Origin of the sequence: Enterococcus sp. AZ197 (assembly GCF_050556405.1) — a bacterium.
In the GTDB taxonomy this organism is placed as follows: Bacteria; Bacillota; Bacilli; order Lactobacillales; family Enterococcaceae; genus Enterococcus; species Enterococcus faecalis.
In genome coordinates this window covers 524,609-541,475 of the sequence record NZ_CP187873.1, presented here as the reverse complement: position 1 = coordinate 541,475, position 16,867 = coordinate 524,609, and the positions used below count along the sequence as shown (strand labels likewise).

12 protein-coding genes are annotated in these 16,867 nt (G+C 37.9%); 2 read left to right on the top strand and 10 right to left on the bottom strand.

The window, feature by feature from the left end; genetic code table 11:
* Positions 1-4: 4 nt before the first annotated feature.
* Positions 5-3,817: an isopeptide-forming domain-containing fimbrial protein gene (locus IGK82_RS02615; RefSeq protein WP_159154096.1), complete on the bottom strand. Its 3,813-nt coding sequence runs from the start codon at positions 3,815-3,817 to the stop codon at positions 5-7.
* Between the two features lie 464 nt (positions 3,818-4,281).
* Here IGK82_RS02615 and IGK82_RS02610 point away from each other — a divergent pair, with 464 nt between their 5' ends.
* Positions 4,282-4,686 (top strand): DUF1622 domain-containing protein, encoded by a 405-nt coding sequence (locus tag IGK82_RS02610; RefSeq protein ID WP_002383026.1) that lies wholly within the window; start codon positions 4,282-4,284, stop codon positions 4,684-4,686.
* A gap of 19 nt (positions 4,687-4,705) precedes the next feature.
* On the opposite strand, the gene IGK82_RS02605 is transcribed toward IGK82_RS02610, so the two are convergent.
* On the bottom strand, positions 4,706-5,224 hold the full coding sequence (locus tag IGK82_RS02605; RefSeq protein ID WP_002355635.1) for a hypothetical protein: 519 nt from the start codon (positions 5,222-5,224) through the stop codon (positions 4,706-4,708).
* A gap of 195 nt (positions 5,225-5,419) precedes the next feature.
* Here IGK82_RS02605 and clpP point away from each other — a divergent pair, with 195 nt between their 5' ends.
* A complete protein-coding gene (gene clpP, locus IGK82_RS02600) occupies positions 5,420-6,013 on the top strand; it encodes an ATP-dependent Clp endopeptidase proteolytic subunit ClpP (RefSeq protein WP_002355633.1) in 594 nt (197 codons plus the stop codon).
* A 45-nt stretch (positions 6,014-6,058) separates the two neighbouring features.
* Here clpP and IGK82_RS02595 read toward each other — a convergent pair whose 3' ends face one another.
* The 8 genes from IGK82_RS02595 to uvrB all read right to left on the bottom strand — a co-directional run bounded on the left by IGK82_RS02595 (position 6,059) and on the right by uvrB (position 16,765).
* Positions 6,059-6,577 carry a DsbA family protein gene (locus tag IGK82_RS02595; RefSeq protein WP_002413649.1) on the bottom strand — a complete coding sequence of 173 codons (519 nt, stop codon included), beginning with the start codon at positions 6,575-6,577 and terminating at the stop codon, positions 6,059-6,061.
* Between the two features lie 113 nt (positions 6,578-6,690).
* Positions 6,691-7,614: a PEP phosphonomutase gene (locus tag IGK82_RS02590; RefSeq protein ID WP_002358737.1), complete on the bottom strand. Its 924-nt coding sequence runs from the start codon at positions 7,612-7,614 to the stop codon at positions 6,691-6,693.
* 233 nt (positions 7,615-7,847) lie between these two features.
* Positions 7,848-8,783 (bottom strand): DNA-binding protein WhiA, encoded by a 936-nt coding sequence (whiA, locus tag IGK82_RS02585; RefSeq protein WP_002358736.1) that lies wholly within the window; start codon positions 8,781-8,783, stop codon positions 7,848-7,850.
* A 33-nt stretch (positions 8,784-8,816) separates the two neighbouring features.
* On the bottom strand, positions 8,817-9,812 hold the full coding sequence (locus IGK82_RS02580; RefSeq protein ID WP_002355627.1) for a gluconeogenesis factor YvcK family protein: 996 nt from the start codon (positions 9,810-9,812) through the stop codon (positions 8,817-8,819).
* Positions 9,812-10,699 carry an RNase adapter RapZ gene (rapZ, locus tag IGK82_RS02575; protein ID WP_002355625.1) on the bottom strand — a complete coding sequence of 296 codons (888 nt, stop codon included), beginning with the start codon at positions 10,697-10,699 and terminating at the stop codon, positions 9,812-9,814. Before rapZ ends, IGK82_RS02580 begins: the two co-directional genes overlap by 1 nt.
* 165 nt (positions 10,700-10,864) lie before the next feature.
* A complete protein-coding gene (locus IGK82_RS02570; protein WP_016622037.1) occupies positions 10,865-11,659 on the bottom strand; it encodes a YusW family protein in 795 nt (264 codons plus the stop codon).
* A gap of 171 nt (positions 11,660-11,830) precedes the next feature.
* Positions 11,831-14,650 (bottom strand): excinuclease ABC subunit UvrA, encoded by a 2,820-nt coding sequence (uvrA, locus tag IGK82_RS02565; protein ID WP_016622036.1) that lies wholly within the window; start codon positions 14,648-14,650, stop codon positions 11,831-11,833.
* 117 nt (positions 14,651-14,767) lie between these two features.
* Positions 14,768-16,765: an excinuclease ABC subunit UvrB gene (gene uvrB / locus IGK82_RS02560; RefSeq protein ID WP_002355618.1), complete on the bottom strand. Its 1,998-nt coding sequence runs from the start codon at positions 16,763-16,765 to the stop codon at positions 14,768-14,770.
* Between the last annotated feature and the right edge of the window lie 102 nt (positions 16,766-16,867).

Below are 16,867 nucleotides of genomic sequence, written 5' to 3'. Positions count from 1 at the left end.
TTGTCTAATTTTTTCTTTTTTTATTTTTTGTTATGCCAAAGCTAATAGCCACTATAAGGACAATTAAACCTGCGATCATGTAAAGTGGATTTACTGTTGTATTAGTCATTGGTAAATGAATTCCTTTACTTGCTGATTTTCCAAAATTGACTGGGTTCGTTGGTGCTTGATGATTTGTAGGCGTCAACGGTTTTTTCGGTTTTAGCGGTTGTTTAGGTTCAGGTTTTTTTGGGTCTTCTGGCGTTGGTGCAGGCGGTGTTACGGTTGGCTTGTTGGAATGCAACACGTCACCTTCGTTGCCAAAGTTTAAGTCGGCTTGGTTGGGAATCCCGCCTTGTTCAATATAAGGCGCTAATTCTTCATCCGTTGCGTCAGTTTTAATTTTAGTGGTAATAGTCATTGTGTATGTATGACCAGCTAAGTAAGAGTAGCTGTCATCTTTTTTGTTCATAGTAAAAGTTACTTTGTTATTTTCTTGTGTTACTATGCCATTATCTGTAACATCTTTGCCATTTTCATCAGTAACTTTCACGTCTGTGATGTCTAACACTTTATTAATGTCATCCACCATGCTGGCTTGGGTCCATGTGCTTGTTTCGTTACCGAAAGCTGTTTTGACGTTCCATTTAAATTCTTGGTCACGGTTGGTTAAATCTAAGTGATCTTGACCTTCGATATCTTTTGTAATCGTTGGATCTTCTGGCGTTGGTGCAGGCGGTGTTACAGTTGGTTTGTTGGAATGCAACACGTCACCTTCGTTGCCAAAGTTTAAGTCCGCTTGGTTGGGAATGCCGCCTTGTTCAATATAAGGTGCTAATTCTTCATCGGTTGCGCCGTCTTTAATTTTAGTGGTAATAGTCATTGTGTACGTATGTCCAGCTAAGTATGAGTAGCTGTCTGCTTGTTTGTTCATTTCAAAAGTTACTTTGTTATTTTCTTGTGTTACTGTGCCGTTAGCTGTAACATCTTTACCATTTTCATCTGTGATTTTTACATCAGTGATATCTAGCACTTTATTAATGTCGTCCACCATGCTGGCTTGGGTCCAAGTACTGGTTTCGTTACCGAAAGCTGTTTTGACGTTCCATTTAAATTCTTGATCGCGGTTGGTTAAATCTAAGTGATCTTGACCTTCGATATCTTTTGTAATCGTTGGATCTTCTGGCGTTGGTGCAGGCGGTGTTACGGTTGGCTTGTTGGAATGTAACACGTCACCTTCATTGCCAAAGTTCAAGTCAGCTTGGTTGGGAATCCCGCCTTGTTGGATATAAGGCGCTAATTCTTCGTCCGTTGCGTCAGTTTTAATTTTAGTGGTAATAGTCATTGTGTATGTATGACCGCTTAAATAGTCATAGCTGTCTGCTTGTTTGTTCATTTCAAAAGTTACTTTGTTATTTTCTTGTGTTACTGTGCCGTTAGCTGTAACATCTTTGCCATTTTCATCTGTGACTTTTACATCTGTAATGTCTAACACTTTATTAATGTCGTCCACCATGCTAGCTTGGGTCCACGTGCTTGTTTCGTTACCGAAAGCTGTTTTGACGTTCCATTTAAATTCTTGGTCACGGTTGGTTAAATCTAAGTGATCTTGACCTTCGATATCTTTTGTAATCGTTGGATCTTCTGGCGTTGGTGCAGGCGGTGTTACGGTTGGTTTGTTGGAATGCAACACGTCACCTTCGTTGCCAAAGTTTAAGTCAGCTTGGTTGGGAATCCCGCCTTGTTCAATATAAGGTGCTAATTCTTCGTCCGTTGCGCTAGCTTTGATTTTAGTAGTAATGGTCATTGTGTACGTATGACCACTTAAATAGTCATAGCTGTCTGCTTGTTTGTTCATTTCAAAAGTTACTTTGTTATTTTCTTGTGTTACTTTGCCGTTAGCTGTAACATCTTTACCATTTTCATCTGTGACTTTTACATCAGTGATGTCTAACACTTTATTAATGTCATCTACCATGCTGGCTTGGGTCCAAGTGCTTGTTTCGTTACCGAAAGCTGTTTTGACGTTCCATTTAAATTCTTGATCGCGGTTGGTTAAATCTAAATGTTCTTGTCCTTCTACGTCTTTAGTAATATTTGGATCAACAGGTGGCGGTGTTACGGTTGGCTTGTTGGAATGCAACACGTCACCTTCGTTGCCAAAGTTTAAGTCAGCTTGGTTGGGAATCCCGCCTTGTTCAATATAAGGTGCTAATTCTTCGTCCGTTGCGTCAGTTTTAATTTTAGTGGTGATAGTCATTGTATACGTATGACCACTTAAATAGTCATAGCTGTCTGCTTGTTTGTTCATTTCAAAAGTTACTTTGTTATTTTCTTGTGTTACTGTGCCATTGGCTGTAACATCTTTACCATTTTCATCTGTGACTTTTACATCTATAATGTCTAATAATTGGTTAATATCATCTACTAAACTGGCTTGGGTCCAAGTGCTTGTTTCGTTACCAAAGGCTGTTTTGACATGCCAATCGAAACTATCTTCACGATTGGTTAAATCTAAGTGCTCTTGATTTTCGATATCTTTTGTAATCGTTGGATCTTCTGGCGTCACGTCACACGCATGCGCATTGTCATTTTTAGGAATCGTCGCTTCTGGAAATTCCTTAGCAATTGTTCCTTGATTCATTGTCCCACTACTTACAAGGGTTGCTGCATCGATCGCTGTATTTTCTTTGACTTCGTAGTGAATCGTGATGTTTCCTACGTAACCTTCTGTACTAGTTGCTGAAATGGTTTGTCCGTTAATTTGAACAGGCACATCATTTCCAGCATCGTCCGTAGCGGTCGCCGATTGAATATCAAATTGATTGGCAATCGTTAATGAAGCTGTTGCTGGTGTCGATTGCGCCAGACGATCTTTGACAATTTGTTTTAATTGGGTTGTAAAATCATCAATAGATTGGCTTGTAATAAAATCTTCTGGTGTGCTAGACCCTTGTTGCAACTCTTGTTTTACAAAAGGACCCACTTCTGTTTTATATTTATCAAAGTATGAATTCACTGAACTTAAAGATTCAACACTTTCCCAATACGCATTAATCATTTCATAGCCTTGGTTAGTAATTTCTTGGTTTAACGCTAAAACTTCTGCTGCTGCACCTTGATAGTCATTACTATACTCAACCGAAACTTGAAAAGGATGTCTTGGATCTGGATATTCATTGATTGAATCATTGGTGTTGGTTTTATGCAAGTAACCATCTAAACGTGTATTAGCGACCCCATCTGTCACTAATAAGAAATATGTTTTTCGATTCGTTAAATCTCCGTGTGTTTGATTGTACGTATCTAAAGCAAGTTTCAATCCTGAGGCAGTTGGTGTACCACCATACGTCCGAACATCTCCAAATCCAGAGATAAATTGGCTTTTATCATGGGTTAATTGAGTATCAACACGCACATTCATATCATAATCAGCTGAATTAATTTTTACTTTTCCATCAGGAAATATAAATTGTTTTCCGCCACGATACGAAGCCAGCATCACGCGGTCTTGATCAGATAAACCTTGAACCACTTCATCAATCGCTTGTCTTACATGTGGAAAATTATCTGAAAAACTACCACTGGCATCTTCAACAACCACTAAATCAACCGGTTCCGTTTCACCCGCTTGAACTGGGAAAGCAGCTTGTCCTTCCAATATCCGTTTACAGTCAGCCAAACTGTCGTCTTTCACTTTCACCGTATTGGTCATTCCTTCTGTATCTCCTGCTTTAACCACTCCTTCGGCTAAAGCCAACGTGGGACTGAAATTTCCCACAACTGTTCCAGCGACAATCACCATTGTCGATAATAATTTCGTTGCTTTCTTAAACATTTTAATCCTCCCTATTTTCTTTCGCTAGTGTTTGGGACACTTGCTTCTCTTTACTTCAACTACAGCTCCTTAAATCTTTCATCAAGTCGATGTGTCTCCTTGCTTTTGTGACACATCTCTTACTCAATTTCTGATTCTATCACCTTTAAAGGCTAAAACTTGGCAGTATTCGGCTCTTGAAAACGTAAAATTTGTCTTTTAAAAATTAATGAAAAGACTATCCACTGACAAAGTTGGTTTTCACTTACTTTTTGCTACTTGATTCCTTTTAAGACTCTTTTTTTACACAAAAAAAGTAAAAGAACCTTTACAGTCCTTTTACTTAATTGTTAGATGCTATTCATAATTTTCTTAGTTTTGTTCTATAAGCTGAATAGTTTAGCCCGTTTATTTCAACAATATTTGACGTTAGTCAGCCGTTTCGTTATAGTTAAAGAAAAGGCTTTTTGGCAGGAGTGAATACGATGAATGAGTGGCCCCATCAGTTAATGACGCTTTTAACCCCACTTTTTGAGCTATGTATTTTAGGACTGAATGTTTTTTCGATTATTGTTTTAGTTTGGGGTGTTTGTTTAGCAGGAAAAGATTTCATTAAAAGTGAACGACAAAATCAAAGCCGCTTTACCTTAACCAAAATGAATACGTTCATCAAAAACTTCCTTGGTAGCTACATTCTGTTAAGTTTAGAAATTTTAATTGCAGCTGATATTATTGAATCCATTGTCAAACCAACTTTTCAAGATATTTTGAAATTGGCAACCTTGGTAATCATTCGTACAGTTATTTCTTATTTCTTACATAAAGAAATTGAAGACACTATGACCGATATGGAACAACAAGAAAAAGAACCAGATACCCCAAAAAATTAGCGGGTACGCTGGTTCTTTTTTATTTAATCGCTTTAAAATAATGAAGTGGTTCGTTAGACAAACGCTGCATTTTACGTTTTTTATCTTCAATAATTGCTAAAATCTCGTCTGAAAAATTTTCTAAAATAACACGGCCGCCTTTATAGGTGTGACCACCCATTTCAGCAACTTCGCTGGCCGTCAAAATGACTTTACGATGCGCAATTTTTTTGAAAAATTCTTCAATTAAGTACGTCGGTAAGTAAAAATTATTTTGAGCAGAAAATGATTCCAAATAAATAAAATCATCGATGCTGATGAAACAATCATCCATCGATAAGTATTCAATTGATCTGTCTATATATAATTCACGCTTTTGTAAAATTTCTTTGACTTTTTTATTTAATAAATTCAATGATTCAATTTCTTTAACCAAATGTTCTAGTTCACGATAACGTACTTCTTTTCGCTCTTTGTAAGATGAATGTAAGGCGGCACTTGCTGTGACTATTAGCGCACCGACGATTACACCGACCATTCCGGCGATAAAAACAAACATATTTTTCCCCTCGCTCTTTTCTAATTTTCCATTTTAGTATAACATAATCCAAAAGTTTCGGATAAAAAATGACACAAAATTTTTCAAGCGACTTCGTTGACCTTTATTGACCAAAGAGGTATACTTTTCATAGGCATTCAAAGTGCTTTGTGATAGAATGACTTTAAAAGTTTCTTTATATAGGAGGATTTACTTATGAATTTAATTCCAACAGTTATTGAACAATCATCTCGCGGTGAACGTGCTTATGACATTTATTCTCGTTTATTAAAAGACCGCATCATTATGCTAAGCGGCCCTATCGATGATAACGTGGCAAACTCAGTGATTGCACAGTTATTATTCTTAGATGCCCAAGATTCAGAAAAAGACATTTACTTGTACATTAACTCTCCTGGTGGCAGCGTTTCTGCAGGCTTAGCGATTTTCGATACCATGAATTTCGTTAAAGCGGATGTCCAAACGATCGTATTAGGAATGGCAGCTTCTATGGGTAGCTTCTTATTAACAGCTGGTCAAAAAGGCAAACGTTTCGCTTTACCAAATGCGGAAATCATGATTCACCAACCACTTGGTGGCGCTCAAGGGCAAGCAACAGAAATTGAAATTGCTGCTCGTCACATTTTAGACACTCGTCAACGTTTAAATTCAATTTTAGCTGAACGAACTGGCCAACCAATTGAAGTGATTGAACGTGATACCGATCGTGATAACTATATGACTGCCGAACAAGCAAAAGAATATGGGTTAATCGATGAAGTAATGGAAAATAGTAGCGCCTTAAATTAAAAATAAAAAAAAATGGAAACAGCGACACTCGCTGTTTCCATTTTTTTATTTTTCAATGTATCCTCGTAATTCTTCTTCAGTGACACTTTCGTCAAAGATATGCTCACCAATGATGATCGTTGGTACAAATTGAATGTGCGCCGCATTGGCTTCAGCAATCACTGCGGAAACAAGCGTTGCATCTTTTTGTTCTTTTAAGCCCAGATTTTTTTCAGCATACGTCGCTACTTCTTCTAAGGTTAAGTTTCCCCATTCATCTTGCGTAGCAAACATTTTATGCAATGCTGACAGCGCTTGTTCAGGCGCTGAATAGTCAATGTAGTGATGCATCACATTGCCGCGTTGTAAACTTTCTTTTTCTTTATCAAACAACTTAATGATACGTTCAACTTTACCACTTTTGACAGATTGTGCTAACAGTTCCTCAGACTCTTCAAACCATTTTCTGCAATAAGGACAGCGAACATTGATAAATTCTATCATTTTGACAGGGGCATTGCGCTCACCAATGTGAAGCCCTGTTTCTGTGTTAACTTTTGTTGCATCAATTACTGAAATATCCATAAAAAAACCTCATCCTTTCAAACCTTTATTTCTCTTTTAGTATACCGTTTTTCAATAAAAAAATCATAAGACACGAATTCAAATTTTCTGAATTCGTGCCTCTGTTCACTTTTTTAACGATTAATCGAACGAGCCATTCTAGCAACAGTATGTCTTTTCCCACGTATCGCATCAGAAAGCTCTTTAATATTTTCAATACCAACTAAGCCCATATTGGCATCGCCAATATGTTGAATATCTACGCCTAAAATTTTATTTCTAATGCCGATTGCTTGGATAACTTCAGGTTGAGCACTTTCTTGTGAAGTTCCAATGGCACTCATAACTAATTTTCCTTTTGAATGTGCAAAATCCACAACTTCTTTGACTTGTTGATCATCGATGCCCCAAACCGTGCCGACTGCTGGGACTAAGACAATATCAGCACCCGCTTCAATAAATTGTTCAGCTGATTTTAAACTGACCACTGGTTCATCTACGCCTGAACTGTGCATTTTTCCGGCAATAATGATGCCGTCAAAATGTTTTTTGGCTAAGGCCACGTTCTTAGCAATCAAGTCGTTGGTCACGCCAGTTCCTGGATTACCTGTCAATAAGATAAAATCCAAACCCAGTTCATTGGCTTTTTTGAAAGTAGCTGCTGATGCTTTTCTACCTGGTTCAATCGAAACTCTCGTTGAAGCTAAGTCTAAATTTTCATCAACAGGTTCGACATTCATGCCAATCGGTAAACCGACTAGTTCTTTCAAACGATGAACAACCTCATCATTAGGGACACATGTTTCCGCAGTATATTGCCCTTCATAAGCGGCTACTACAATCGGTTGATTAACATCGAAAACATTCAATAAAATCATGTCTGCGCCATATGCTTTTGACATTTCCGCACAAGTGATATCACCTGCTACGGATGGATGAACTACCACATTTTCCGATAAAATTACGCGCCCTTCGCTCGCTTTAATACTCTGAAACAGCTCTTCTTTTGACATCCGTTTGATTTCTGATGCATTTGCACTAATTAATCGTTGAACCATTTTGACCCCTCCAATAGTTTTTAATGTTTTAGTTAAAAACAGCAATAAGTAATCGCTTGCATTTTATTACATGCAACATTCGTGCCAACGTCCTTTCTTTAAACCACAGGTCAACACTACATTTCAGTGCTACACACTTTTTGCACACTTTAATTTTTTTTACACGCTTAAAGAAAAAGTGAAGGATAGCACTTCAAACGGAAATGTTATTCTTCACTTCTGGAGCAGAAAAGTTACGCACTTTTTTCTCGTAATTTTTCTGCAAATTCATTAATTTTTCGAATACGATGATTAATACCTGACTTAGAAATAGCTCCTGAAGGAATCATTTCCCCTAGTTCTTTGAGACTAACTTCCGGATACTCTAACCGTAATTCTGCGATTTCCTGAAGTTTCTCCGGTAATGACGTCAGCCCTACTGTACTTTCAATAAATTGAATATTTTCAATTTGTTTTGAAGCCGCATCAATGGTTTTATTTAAATTCGCTGTTTCGCAATTCACTAAACGATTTACTGAATTCCGCATATCACGGACAATCCGGACATCTTCAAATTTCAACATAGAGTTCGTGGCACCAATTAATGTTAAAAAGTCGGCAATTTTTTCAGCACCTTTTAAATAACAAATATACCCATTTCGGCGTCCCAATGTTCGAGCGTTTAAGTCATAGTAATTCAACATCTTACAAATATCATTATTGTGTTCTTCATAAATTGAAAAAATTTCTAAATGATAGCGACTTGTTTCCGGATTATTAACTGAGCCAGAAGCCATGAAGGCTCCACGTAAATAGGAACGCATTTTTTGCGCGTTACCCATGATTTCATTTGACACATTGCCATTAAAAACGACCCCATCCATAATATCCAAATCAGCTAGAATTTTTTGTGTATCTTGTTTTAGACGCACAATGTAAACATTATTTTTCTTTAGTTTCATTTTTTTACGAACTAATAATTCTGCTTGTGCATGGTAATGATCTTTCAGCAATGAATACATTCGACGAGCAATTGCAGCATTTTCCGTTTGTACATTCAAGACAAACTGTTGATTAACTAAGCTAAGTGAGCCGTTCATCCGAATTAATGCTGCTAATTCTGCTTTCGCGTGTTCTCGATGGACTTCTAAACCAGTTAACTCTTTTTTGACATCCGAGGCAAAAGACATCTAAGCTCCTCCTCTCTTGATTCTTTTGATTAATTAATATTTCGTTCCAAATACGATACGGAAAAGTTCTTCAACAACTTTTTCCCCATCATGAAAAACTCCGCCATCTCTTAATTCTAAAAAGTCTGTCGAAATGACTCGGCATCCTTCTTCACGTAATCCTTGAAAATCATGCTTTACTTGAACTAAATATTCATCATAAATTTCAGGATCCATGTAATTTTCTGGTACTTTTTCTGTGTTAACCAGCACTGTATCAACAAACTGCGCTTGTAGATGTTCGTTTAAGACACGAACATGATCGGCATCCGTAAAATGTTCCGTTTCCCCTTTTTGGGTCATGATGTTACAAATATAGACTACTTCGGCTGCCGTTTGTTTGATGGCTTCACCAATTTCTGTAATAACTAAATTAGGTAAAATACTTGTAAAAAGACTCCCTGGTCCTAACACGACCATGTCTGCTTCTTCAATTGCTTTGACGACTTTGCGCGCAGCTCTTGGCTGTTCTTCTCCGTGTGTATTTGTCACAAACACATGGTCAATCGTCTTGCGATCCAGTGCAATTTTTGATTCTCCCACCGCCACTGAGCCATCTTTAAATACGGCATGTAACGTTAATGGCCGTTCTGATGATGGATAAATCCGTCCATCAACATGCATCATTTTTGAAAGTAATTGAATCGCTTCATACGTACTTCCTCTCATTTCTGAGACAGCAGCAATGATTAAATTACCGATTGCATGATTGGCAAAATGACTATCTGATTTATCAAAACGATATTGAAAAATATCTTCATATAATTGTGGCATATCTGACAATGCCACTAAAACATTTCTTAAATCTCCCGGAGGTGTCATGTTATTAATAGAGGAACGAAGCTCGCCACTACTACCGCCATCATCAGCGACCGTTACGACGGCAGTAATATCAACACTTTGATTTCTTAAACTTTTCAAAATTACTGGTAAGCCTGTTCCACCACCAACAACCACGATCTTCGGTTTACGAATTCGATAGGTTTTCATTAAGAGCGATTAACCGTTTCTTTTCTTTTTAAGCGGTCGCGGTGGGTAATATTAACATGGTAATCTTCCTCTTTTAATTCAGCGCCAACACGTTCTGTCAATGCAACAGAGCGATGTTGTCCGCCAGTACAGCCAATTGCAATGGTGACGCTACTTTTACCTTCTTTTTTATATCCAGGTAAGACTGTTCGCAGTAAATCGATAAATTTTGTATAAAATTCATCTGTTTCTGGGAAGCCCATCACATAATCATAAACAGGTTGATCCATTCCAGTTAACGGCCGTAGTTCATCAATATAATGGGGATTAGGTAAAAAGCGAACATCCATAACGATATCTGCATCAATCGGCAAACCATATTTAAAGCCGAAGGACACCATTTCCACTCGAAATTCGTGTGTCTCTCTCGTTGCTAGTTCTTTATTCAAACGTTCCCGCAATTGACGAGGGGACAAGTCCGTGGTATCAATAACCAACTGAGCATCCGCCTTGATTTCTTCCAGCATTGCACGTTCTTTACGAATACCTTCTGTCACTAAACCATCCATCGCCATTGGATGCGCACGCCGTGTCTCTTTATAACGAGAAACCAACTCTTCATCGGTGGCATCTAAAAATAAAATCGTTGTATCAATAAAATTAGTATTTTCAAGTTCGACTAACATATCCTGAATTTCTCTAAAGAAGGTCCGTGAACGTAAATCAATCACTAACGCAATCTTGGTAACTTTTCCAGATTCTTTAATTAATTCCCAAAATTTTGGGATTAAGCTTGGTGGTAAATTGTCGATACAGAAATAGCCCATGTCTTCAAAGCTTTGAACAGCGACTGTTTTTCCAGCGCCACTCATTCCTGTAATAATAACCAGTTGTAAATTTTCTGGCATATTCAACACTCCCTTCACTTGCATCACTATATTATAACACCCCGGGCGTATCAAAGAAAGCTTTTCAATCATTCTTATAAAGATTTCTATTCTTTCATAGAAAAACAGCATTGACATTTTTGTCAACGCTGTTTTAATTGCTGAATTATACTATATAACTCTGTGTTATTTTAATACAAACTCAATTTCTGTTTTATCAGTAAAATTAGCTTCAAACTCAAATTGTTTTACTTGTTCATTCACGGCTAACTTTTTCGTAATGTGTTCTTTAATTTGTTCATTTGTAGCTGTTTTGATTGACAATCCATCTAAAAGAGTCATGATTTTGTCTTGTGCTGCCTTACCTTCTAATTCTAAATCAGCAGATTCATCTTCATACGTTGCTTCAATTGTTCCGTTCGATTTTATTTCATAGGTGAACTCAATTTCATTTTCGTCGTATTCGATTTCTACATCAATCTCTTGAAGACTGGCAACAGTTGGTGTCGGTGTGGTTAGTTCATTGTCTGCTGTTTCATGGTCTCCACCAACTTCAGGAGTTACGGTTTCCCACTTAAAGGTGCCAATTTTAGCTGTTGCTAGATAGGGATTATTAATGGTAATGACTTTCAATTGAAGGTCTGAATGGTTGGCGATATCTGTTAAAATCCCCAGAGCCTGATATGTATTTTGTGTAAAACGTGTCGCAATATTTTGCGCATCAATTGTGGAATAGCCTAATGTTTCCCAGGTGATTTGTTGCTTTAATTCCTGATGAATGGCTTGTACTGTCTCCGGCTCCAATTGAATGCCCGTTGCTTCTTTTAAGTCTTTCTTGGTAAAACTCATTACTTTTTCATGGTCTGATTGTGAAATTAAAGTAGCTGCTTCCATTGTGTTACTATGTACAAAAGGTGTGATTCCGATAGCTAAGACCATTCCTGCTGTTAATAAACTTGTTGTTATTTTTTTGTTTTTCATTTAAGACTTCCCTTCGTGTTCATTGTTATTTTGTTAACAAACATAGTATATCTTTTAATTACACATTAAGTCAACATTTATTTTTAATTTTTATTAAAAAATATTTGTTATTTTATAATAAAAGAACCTTGTTTCCCATAAAAACAAGGTTCTTTATCTAATCATTAATGTTTATTTCAGAACACGTTTTAAATAATATCCTGTGTAACTGTCTTTGACTTTAGCAACTTCTTCTGGTGTTCCTGTCGCCACGATCGTCCCACCACCGTCGCCACCTTCTGGCCCTAGATCAATCACATGATCCGCAGATTTGATGACATCCAAGTTATGTTCAATCACTAAAACGGTATTGCCCGCTTCCACTAAACGCTCTAATACTAGAAGCAATCGCGCAATATCATCGGTATGCAAGCCGGTTGTTGGTTCATCCAGAATATAAAAGTTTTTCCCATTAGAATTTTTATGAAGTTCACTCGCTAGCTTCATCCGCTGTGCTTCTCCACCAGATAAAGTAGTTGCTGGCTGCCCCAATGTCACATAGCCTAAGCCTACATCCACAATTGTTTGCAATTTACGATGAATTTTAGGGATATGTTTGAAAAATTCTACGGCATCTTCCACCGTCATATCTAAAATATCAGAAATGTTTTTGCCTTTATAATGAACTTCTAACGTCTCAGAATTATAACGTTTGCCATGACAAACTTCGCAAGGCACATAGACGTCAGGTAAAAAGTGCATTTCAATTTTGATGATACCATCCCCGCGACAAGCTTCACAACGGCCACCTTTGACGTTAAAACTAAAGCGGCCTTTTTTATAGCCACGAACCTTGGCTTCATTTGTTTGGGCAAACAAATCGCGAATGTCATCAAAAACACTAGTATAAGTCGCTGGATTACTTCTTGGTGTTCGACCAATTGGACTTTGATCAATGTCAACAATCTTTTCAATGGCTTCATAACCAGTGATACTTTTGTGTTTCCCAGGTTTATTGGAATTACGATTTAATTTTTGGGCCAGTGCTTTTTTCAAAATTTGATTGACTAAAGTACTTTTCCCTGAACCTGAAACGCCTGTGACAGCAACAAATTCACCCAGCGGAAATTCAACACTGACATTTTTTAAATTATTTTCACTGGCACCAGTGACTTTGATCGCTTTGCCATTACCTTTGCGACGTTCTTTTGGTACAGGAATCACTTTTTTCCCAGAAAGATATTGTCCAGTCAATGAATGCGGATTTTTAGCAACCTCTTCCGGCGTACCAGCGGCTACAATTTCACCGCCCAGATGTCCAGCACCAGGTCCCACATCAATCAAGTAATCCGAAGCCATCATTGTATCTTCATCGTGTTCCACCACAATTAATGTATTGCCTAAGTCCCGCATTTTTTTCAATGAGTCAATCAAGCGGTCGTTATCTCGTTGATGCAAACCAATTGACGGTTCATCTAAAATGTAAAGGACGCCTGATAAGTTTGATCCAATTTGTGTTGCTAAGCGAATTCTTTGTGCTTCTCCGCCAGAAAGTGTACCAGCAGCTCGACTTAAGGTTAAGTAATCTAACCCGACATTTTTTAAGAAGGTTAACCGATCTTCGACTTCTTTTAAAATTGGCCGAGCAATCGTTGTTTCTTGTTCAGATAAAGACACACCTTCAAAAAATTGGACCGCATTTTTTATTGCTAATTCACTGACTTCACCAATGTGCGTGCCATTGATTTTTACAGCTAAAGCTTGCGGATTCAAACGATACCCTTGACAGCTTCGACAAGTCAATTCTGTCATGTATAACCGCATTTGATCTCGTGTAAAATCGCTATTTGTTTCATGATAACGTCGTTTAATATTTTTTAAAATCCCTTCAAATGGCACTTCCACATCACGAACACCACCAAAGTCATTTTCATAATGAAAATGAAAGTTTTTCTCGCCAGAACCATTTAAAATAATTTCTTGTTGGTCTGCAGGTAATTCTTCAAACGGCGTATCCATATCAATCCCAAAACTGGTGGCTGCTTGTTCCAACATTTGTGGATAATATTGGGAACTAATAGGGTTCCACGGAACAATGGCTCCTTCTCTCAAGGTTTTAGTGGGATCTGGAATCACTAAGTCTTTGTCCACTTCTAATTTAACACCTAAACCATCACAATCGGGACAAGCGCCAAATGGTGCATTAAATGAAAACAAGCGCGGTTCCAATTCACCGACTGTGAACCCACAATAAGGACAAGCATAATGTTCACTAAACAACATCTCTTCTTGACCAATCACATCAACAATTGCGTAACCTTCAGCTAAACGCAAAGCCGCTTCAAACGAATCAAACAAGCGAGAGCGAATGCCTTCTTTCACAACGATACGGTCAATCACAATCGCAATATCATGTTTTTTATTTTTTTCAAGTTCTGGTGCCTCACTAACATCATAGGTTTCACCATCCACCCGCATTCTGACATACCCTTCACGTTGGATTATTTCAAACACTTTTTTATGTTGGCCTTTTTTCTTGACCACAACAGGCGCCAAAATTTGAATTTTTGTTCGCTCTGGTAGCTCTAAGACTTTATCAACCATCTGTTCAACAGACTGACTGGTAATTTCAATATGATCGTTAGGACAAATTGGATGACCTACCCGAGCAAATAACAATCGTAAATAATCATTGATTTCTGTGACCGTCCCCACCGTTGAGCGTGGGTTTTTACTTGTCGTCTTTTGATCAATTGAAATAGCTGGACTTAAACCATCGATGCTGTCAACATCTGGTTTATCCATCTGTCCCAAAAATTGTCGCGCATAAGCAGAGAGACTCTCTACATAACGTCGTTGCCCTTCTGCGTAAAGCGTATCAAACGCTAATGAACTTTTGCCAGAACCAGATAGTCCAGTTACAACAACCATTTTGTCACGAGGAATCGTGACATCAATATTTTTTAAGTTATGGGCGCGTGCACCATGAATCACAATTTTATCATTTGCCATATATGTTCTCCTTTTACTAAATCTCTTACGTCAAATCATTTCAAGTCATTCTATAGAGAAAAGATTAGTAAAAGATACGATGGTTCATCGTATCTTTTACTTAATCCGTTGGTTGACTTATTTGGCAGCTTTCAATTCAAGAATGGTATCTCGTAATGTGGCTGCAGTTTCGAAGTCTAACGCTTTGGCCGCATCTTTCATTTCTCTTTCAAGTTTCATTAATAAATCAGCTTTTTCTTGTCTTGATAAATCTTCATATGATTTATCCAATTGAACCACTGTTTCATCTTTATCAGCTGTTTTGGAAATAGAAATCAAATCACGAATTTCTTTAATAATTGTTTTTGGTTCAATGCCATGTTCTTCATTATATGCTTCTTGGATTGCCCGACGTCGTGCCGTTTCATCCATAGCTCGTTGCATCGAATCGGTGATTTTATCTGCATACATAATGACTTTTCCTTCGGCGTTCCGGGCAGCCCGTCCCATCGTTTGCACTAATGAGCGTTCACTACGTAAGAAGCCTTCTTTATCCGCATCTAGAATCGCAATTAAGGAAACTTCTGGCACATCGATTCCTTCACGTAATAAGTTAATACCTATTAGAATATCAAATTCGCCTAATCGTAAATCGCGAATAATCTCCGTTCTTTCCAGTGTTTTTATATCACTATGCAAATATTTAACTTTTAAGCCTAATTCTTTGAAATAGTCGGTTAAATCTTCGGCCATTTTCTTCGTTAAGGTTGTGACAAACACCCGCTGATCTTTTTCGATCCGTTCATGAATTTCGCCCACCAAGTCATCAATTTGACCCATAATTGGGCGGATTTCTACTTCTGGATCTAGTAAACCTGTTGGCCGAATGATTTGTTGAACAACCGTCTCTGTTTGTTCCATTTCATAAGGGCCTGGTGTTGCCGATACATAAACAATTTGGTTTACATGTTGTTCAAATTCTTCTAAACGAAGCGGTCGGTTATCAAGTGCACTTGGTAAACGGAAACCATAGTCCACTAACATTTGTTTCCGTGCTCGGTCGCCATTATACATCCCTCTAATTTGCGGCATTGTTACATGAGACTCATCGATTACAAGTAAGAAGTCATCTGGGAAAAAGTCCAACAGCGTATATGGCGGCTCCCCTTCTTGGCGACCATCCATATGTCGAGAATAATTCTCAATCCCTGACGTATAGCCCATCTCTCTCATCATCTCAATATCATAGTTAGTTCGCTGTTCCAAACGTTGAGCTTCCAATAATTTGTTTTCACTGCGAAGCACTTTCAAACGTGCCTCTAATTCTTCTTGGATCTGCGATATGGCATGTTCCATATGTTCTTCGTTCGTCACAAAGTGTGTTGCCGGAAAAATAGCGACATGCTCTGTTTCGCCGACAATTTCACCAGTTAACGCATCTACTTCACGAATTCGATCAATTTCGTCTCCGAAAAATTCAACACGTAGCGCATGCTCATCCCGTGAAGCTGGGAATATCTCAACCACATCACCGCGGACACGAAAACGCCCCCGTTGAAAATCAATATCATTTCGTTCGAATTGAATATCGACTAAGCTTTTTAGTAACTCATTACGATCCATTTCCATTCCCACACGTAATGAAACAACTTGTTGACTGTATTCCCGCGGATCCCCTAAACCAAAAATACAAGAAACTGATGCTACCACGATGACATCGTTTCGTTCCAATAAAGAACTTGTCGCTGAATGGCGTAGTTTATCAATTTCATCATTAATACTGGAATCTTTTTCAATATATGTATCACTTGAGGGTACATATGCTTCTGGTTGATAATAATCATAGTAACTGACAAAATACTCGACCGCATTATCTGGGAAAAATTCTTTAAATTCCCCGTATAATTGTCCAGCTAGTGTTTTATTATGTGCAATCACTAATGTTGGTTTGTTCACTTCTTGAATCACATTAGAGATTGTAAATGTTTTACCTGTTCCGGTCGCTCCAAGTAAAATTTGAGCTTTTTCTCCACCTTTGACACCGTCAACTAGTTCAGCAATAGCGGCTGGCTGATCTCCGGCAGGCTCATATTTAGAAGCCAAATGAAAGGTATTGGAAGTTTCTCTTTCGATCATTTATAACTCCCCCTCAAAGTGTCTAATTTCTCTTAAATTATCGGCCCATTCTGGCAGAATGTCCACTTATTAGTTTAACATACCGAACATATTTTCGCCACT

Excerpts from the sequence above, each read along its gene's own strand:
- IGK82_RS02580 (WP_002355627.1), bottom strand. The coding sequence starts at position 9,812 with ATGAAAACCTATCGAATTCGTAAACCGAAGATCGTGGTTGTTGGTGGT.
- IGK82_RS02605 (WP_002355635.1), bottom strand. The coding sequence starts at position 5,224 with ATGTTTGTTTTTATCGCCGGAATGGTCGGTGTAATCGTCGGTGCGCTA.
- IGK82_RS02595 (WP_002413649.1), bottom strand. The coding sequence starts at position 6,577 with ATGGATATTTCAGTAATTGATGCAACAAAAGTTAACACAGAAACAGGG.
- IGK82_RS02570 (WP_016622037.1), bottom strand. The coding sequence starts at position 11,659 with ATGAAAAACAAAAAAATAACAACAAGTTTATTAACAGCAGGAATGGTC.
- rapZ (WP_002355625.1), bottom strand. The coding sequence starts at position 10,699 with ATGCCAGAAAATTTACAACTGGTTATTATTACAGGAATGAGTGGCGCT.
- clpP (WP_002355633.1), top strand. The coding sequence starts at position 5,420 with ATGAATTTAATTCCAACAGTTATTGAACAATCATCTCGCGGTGAACGT.
- whiA (WP_002358736.1), bottom strand. The coding sequence starts at position 8,783 with ATGTCTTTTGCCTCGGATGTCAAAAAAGAGTTAACTGGTTTAGAAGTC.
- uvrB (WP_002355618.1), bottom strand. The coding sequence starts at position 16,765 with ATGATCGAAAGAGAAACTTCCAATACCTTTCATTTGGCTTCTAAATAT.
- IGK82_RS02615 (WP_159154096.1), bottom strand. The coding sequence starts at position 3,817 with ATGTTTAAGAAAGCAACGAAATTATTATCGACAATGGTGATTGTCGCT.
- uvrA (WP_016622036.1), bottom strand. The coding sequence starts at position 14,650 with ATGGCAAATGATAAAATTGTGATTCATGGTGCACGCGCCCATAACTTA.
- IGK82_RS02590 (WP_002358737.1), bottom strand. The coding sequence starts at position 7,614 with ATGGTTCAACGATTAATTAGTGCAAATGCATCAGAAATCAAACGGATG.
- IGK82_RS02610 (WP_002383026.1), top strand. The coding sequence starts at position 4,282 with ATGAATGAGTGGCCCCATCAGTTAATGACGCTTTTAACCCCACTTTTT.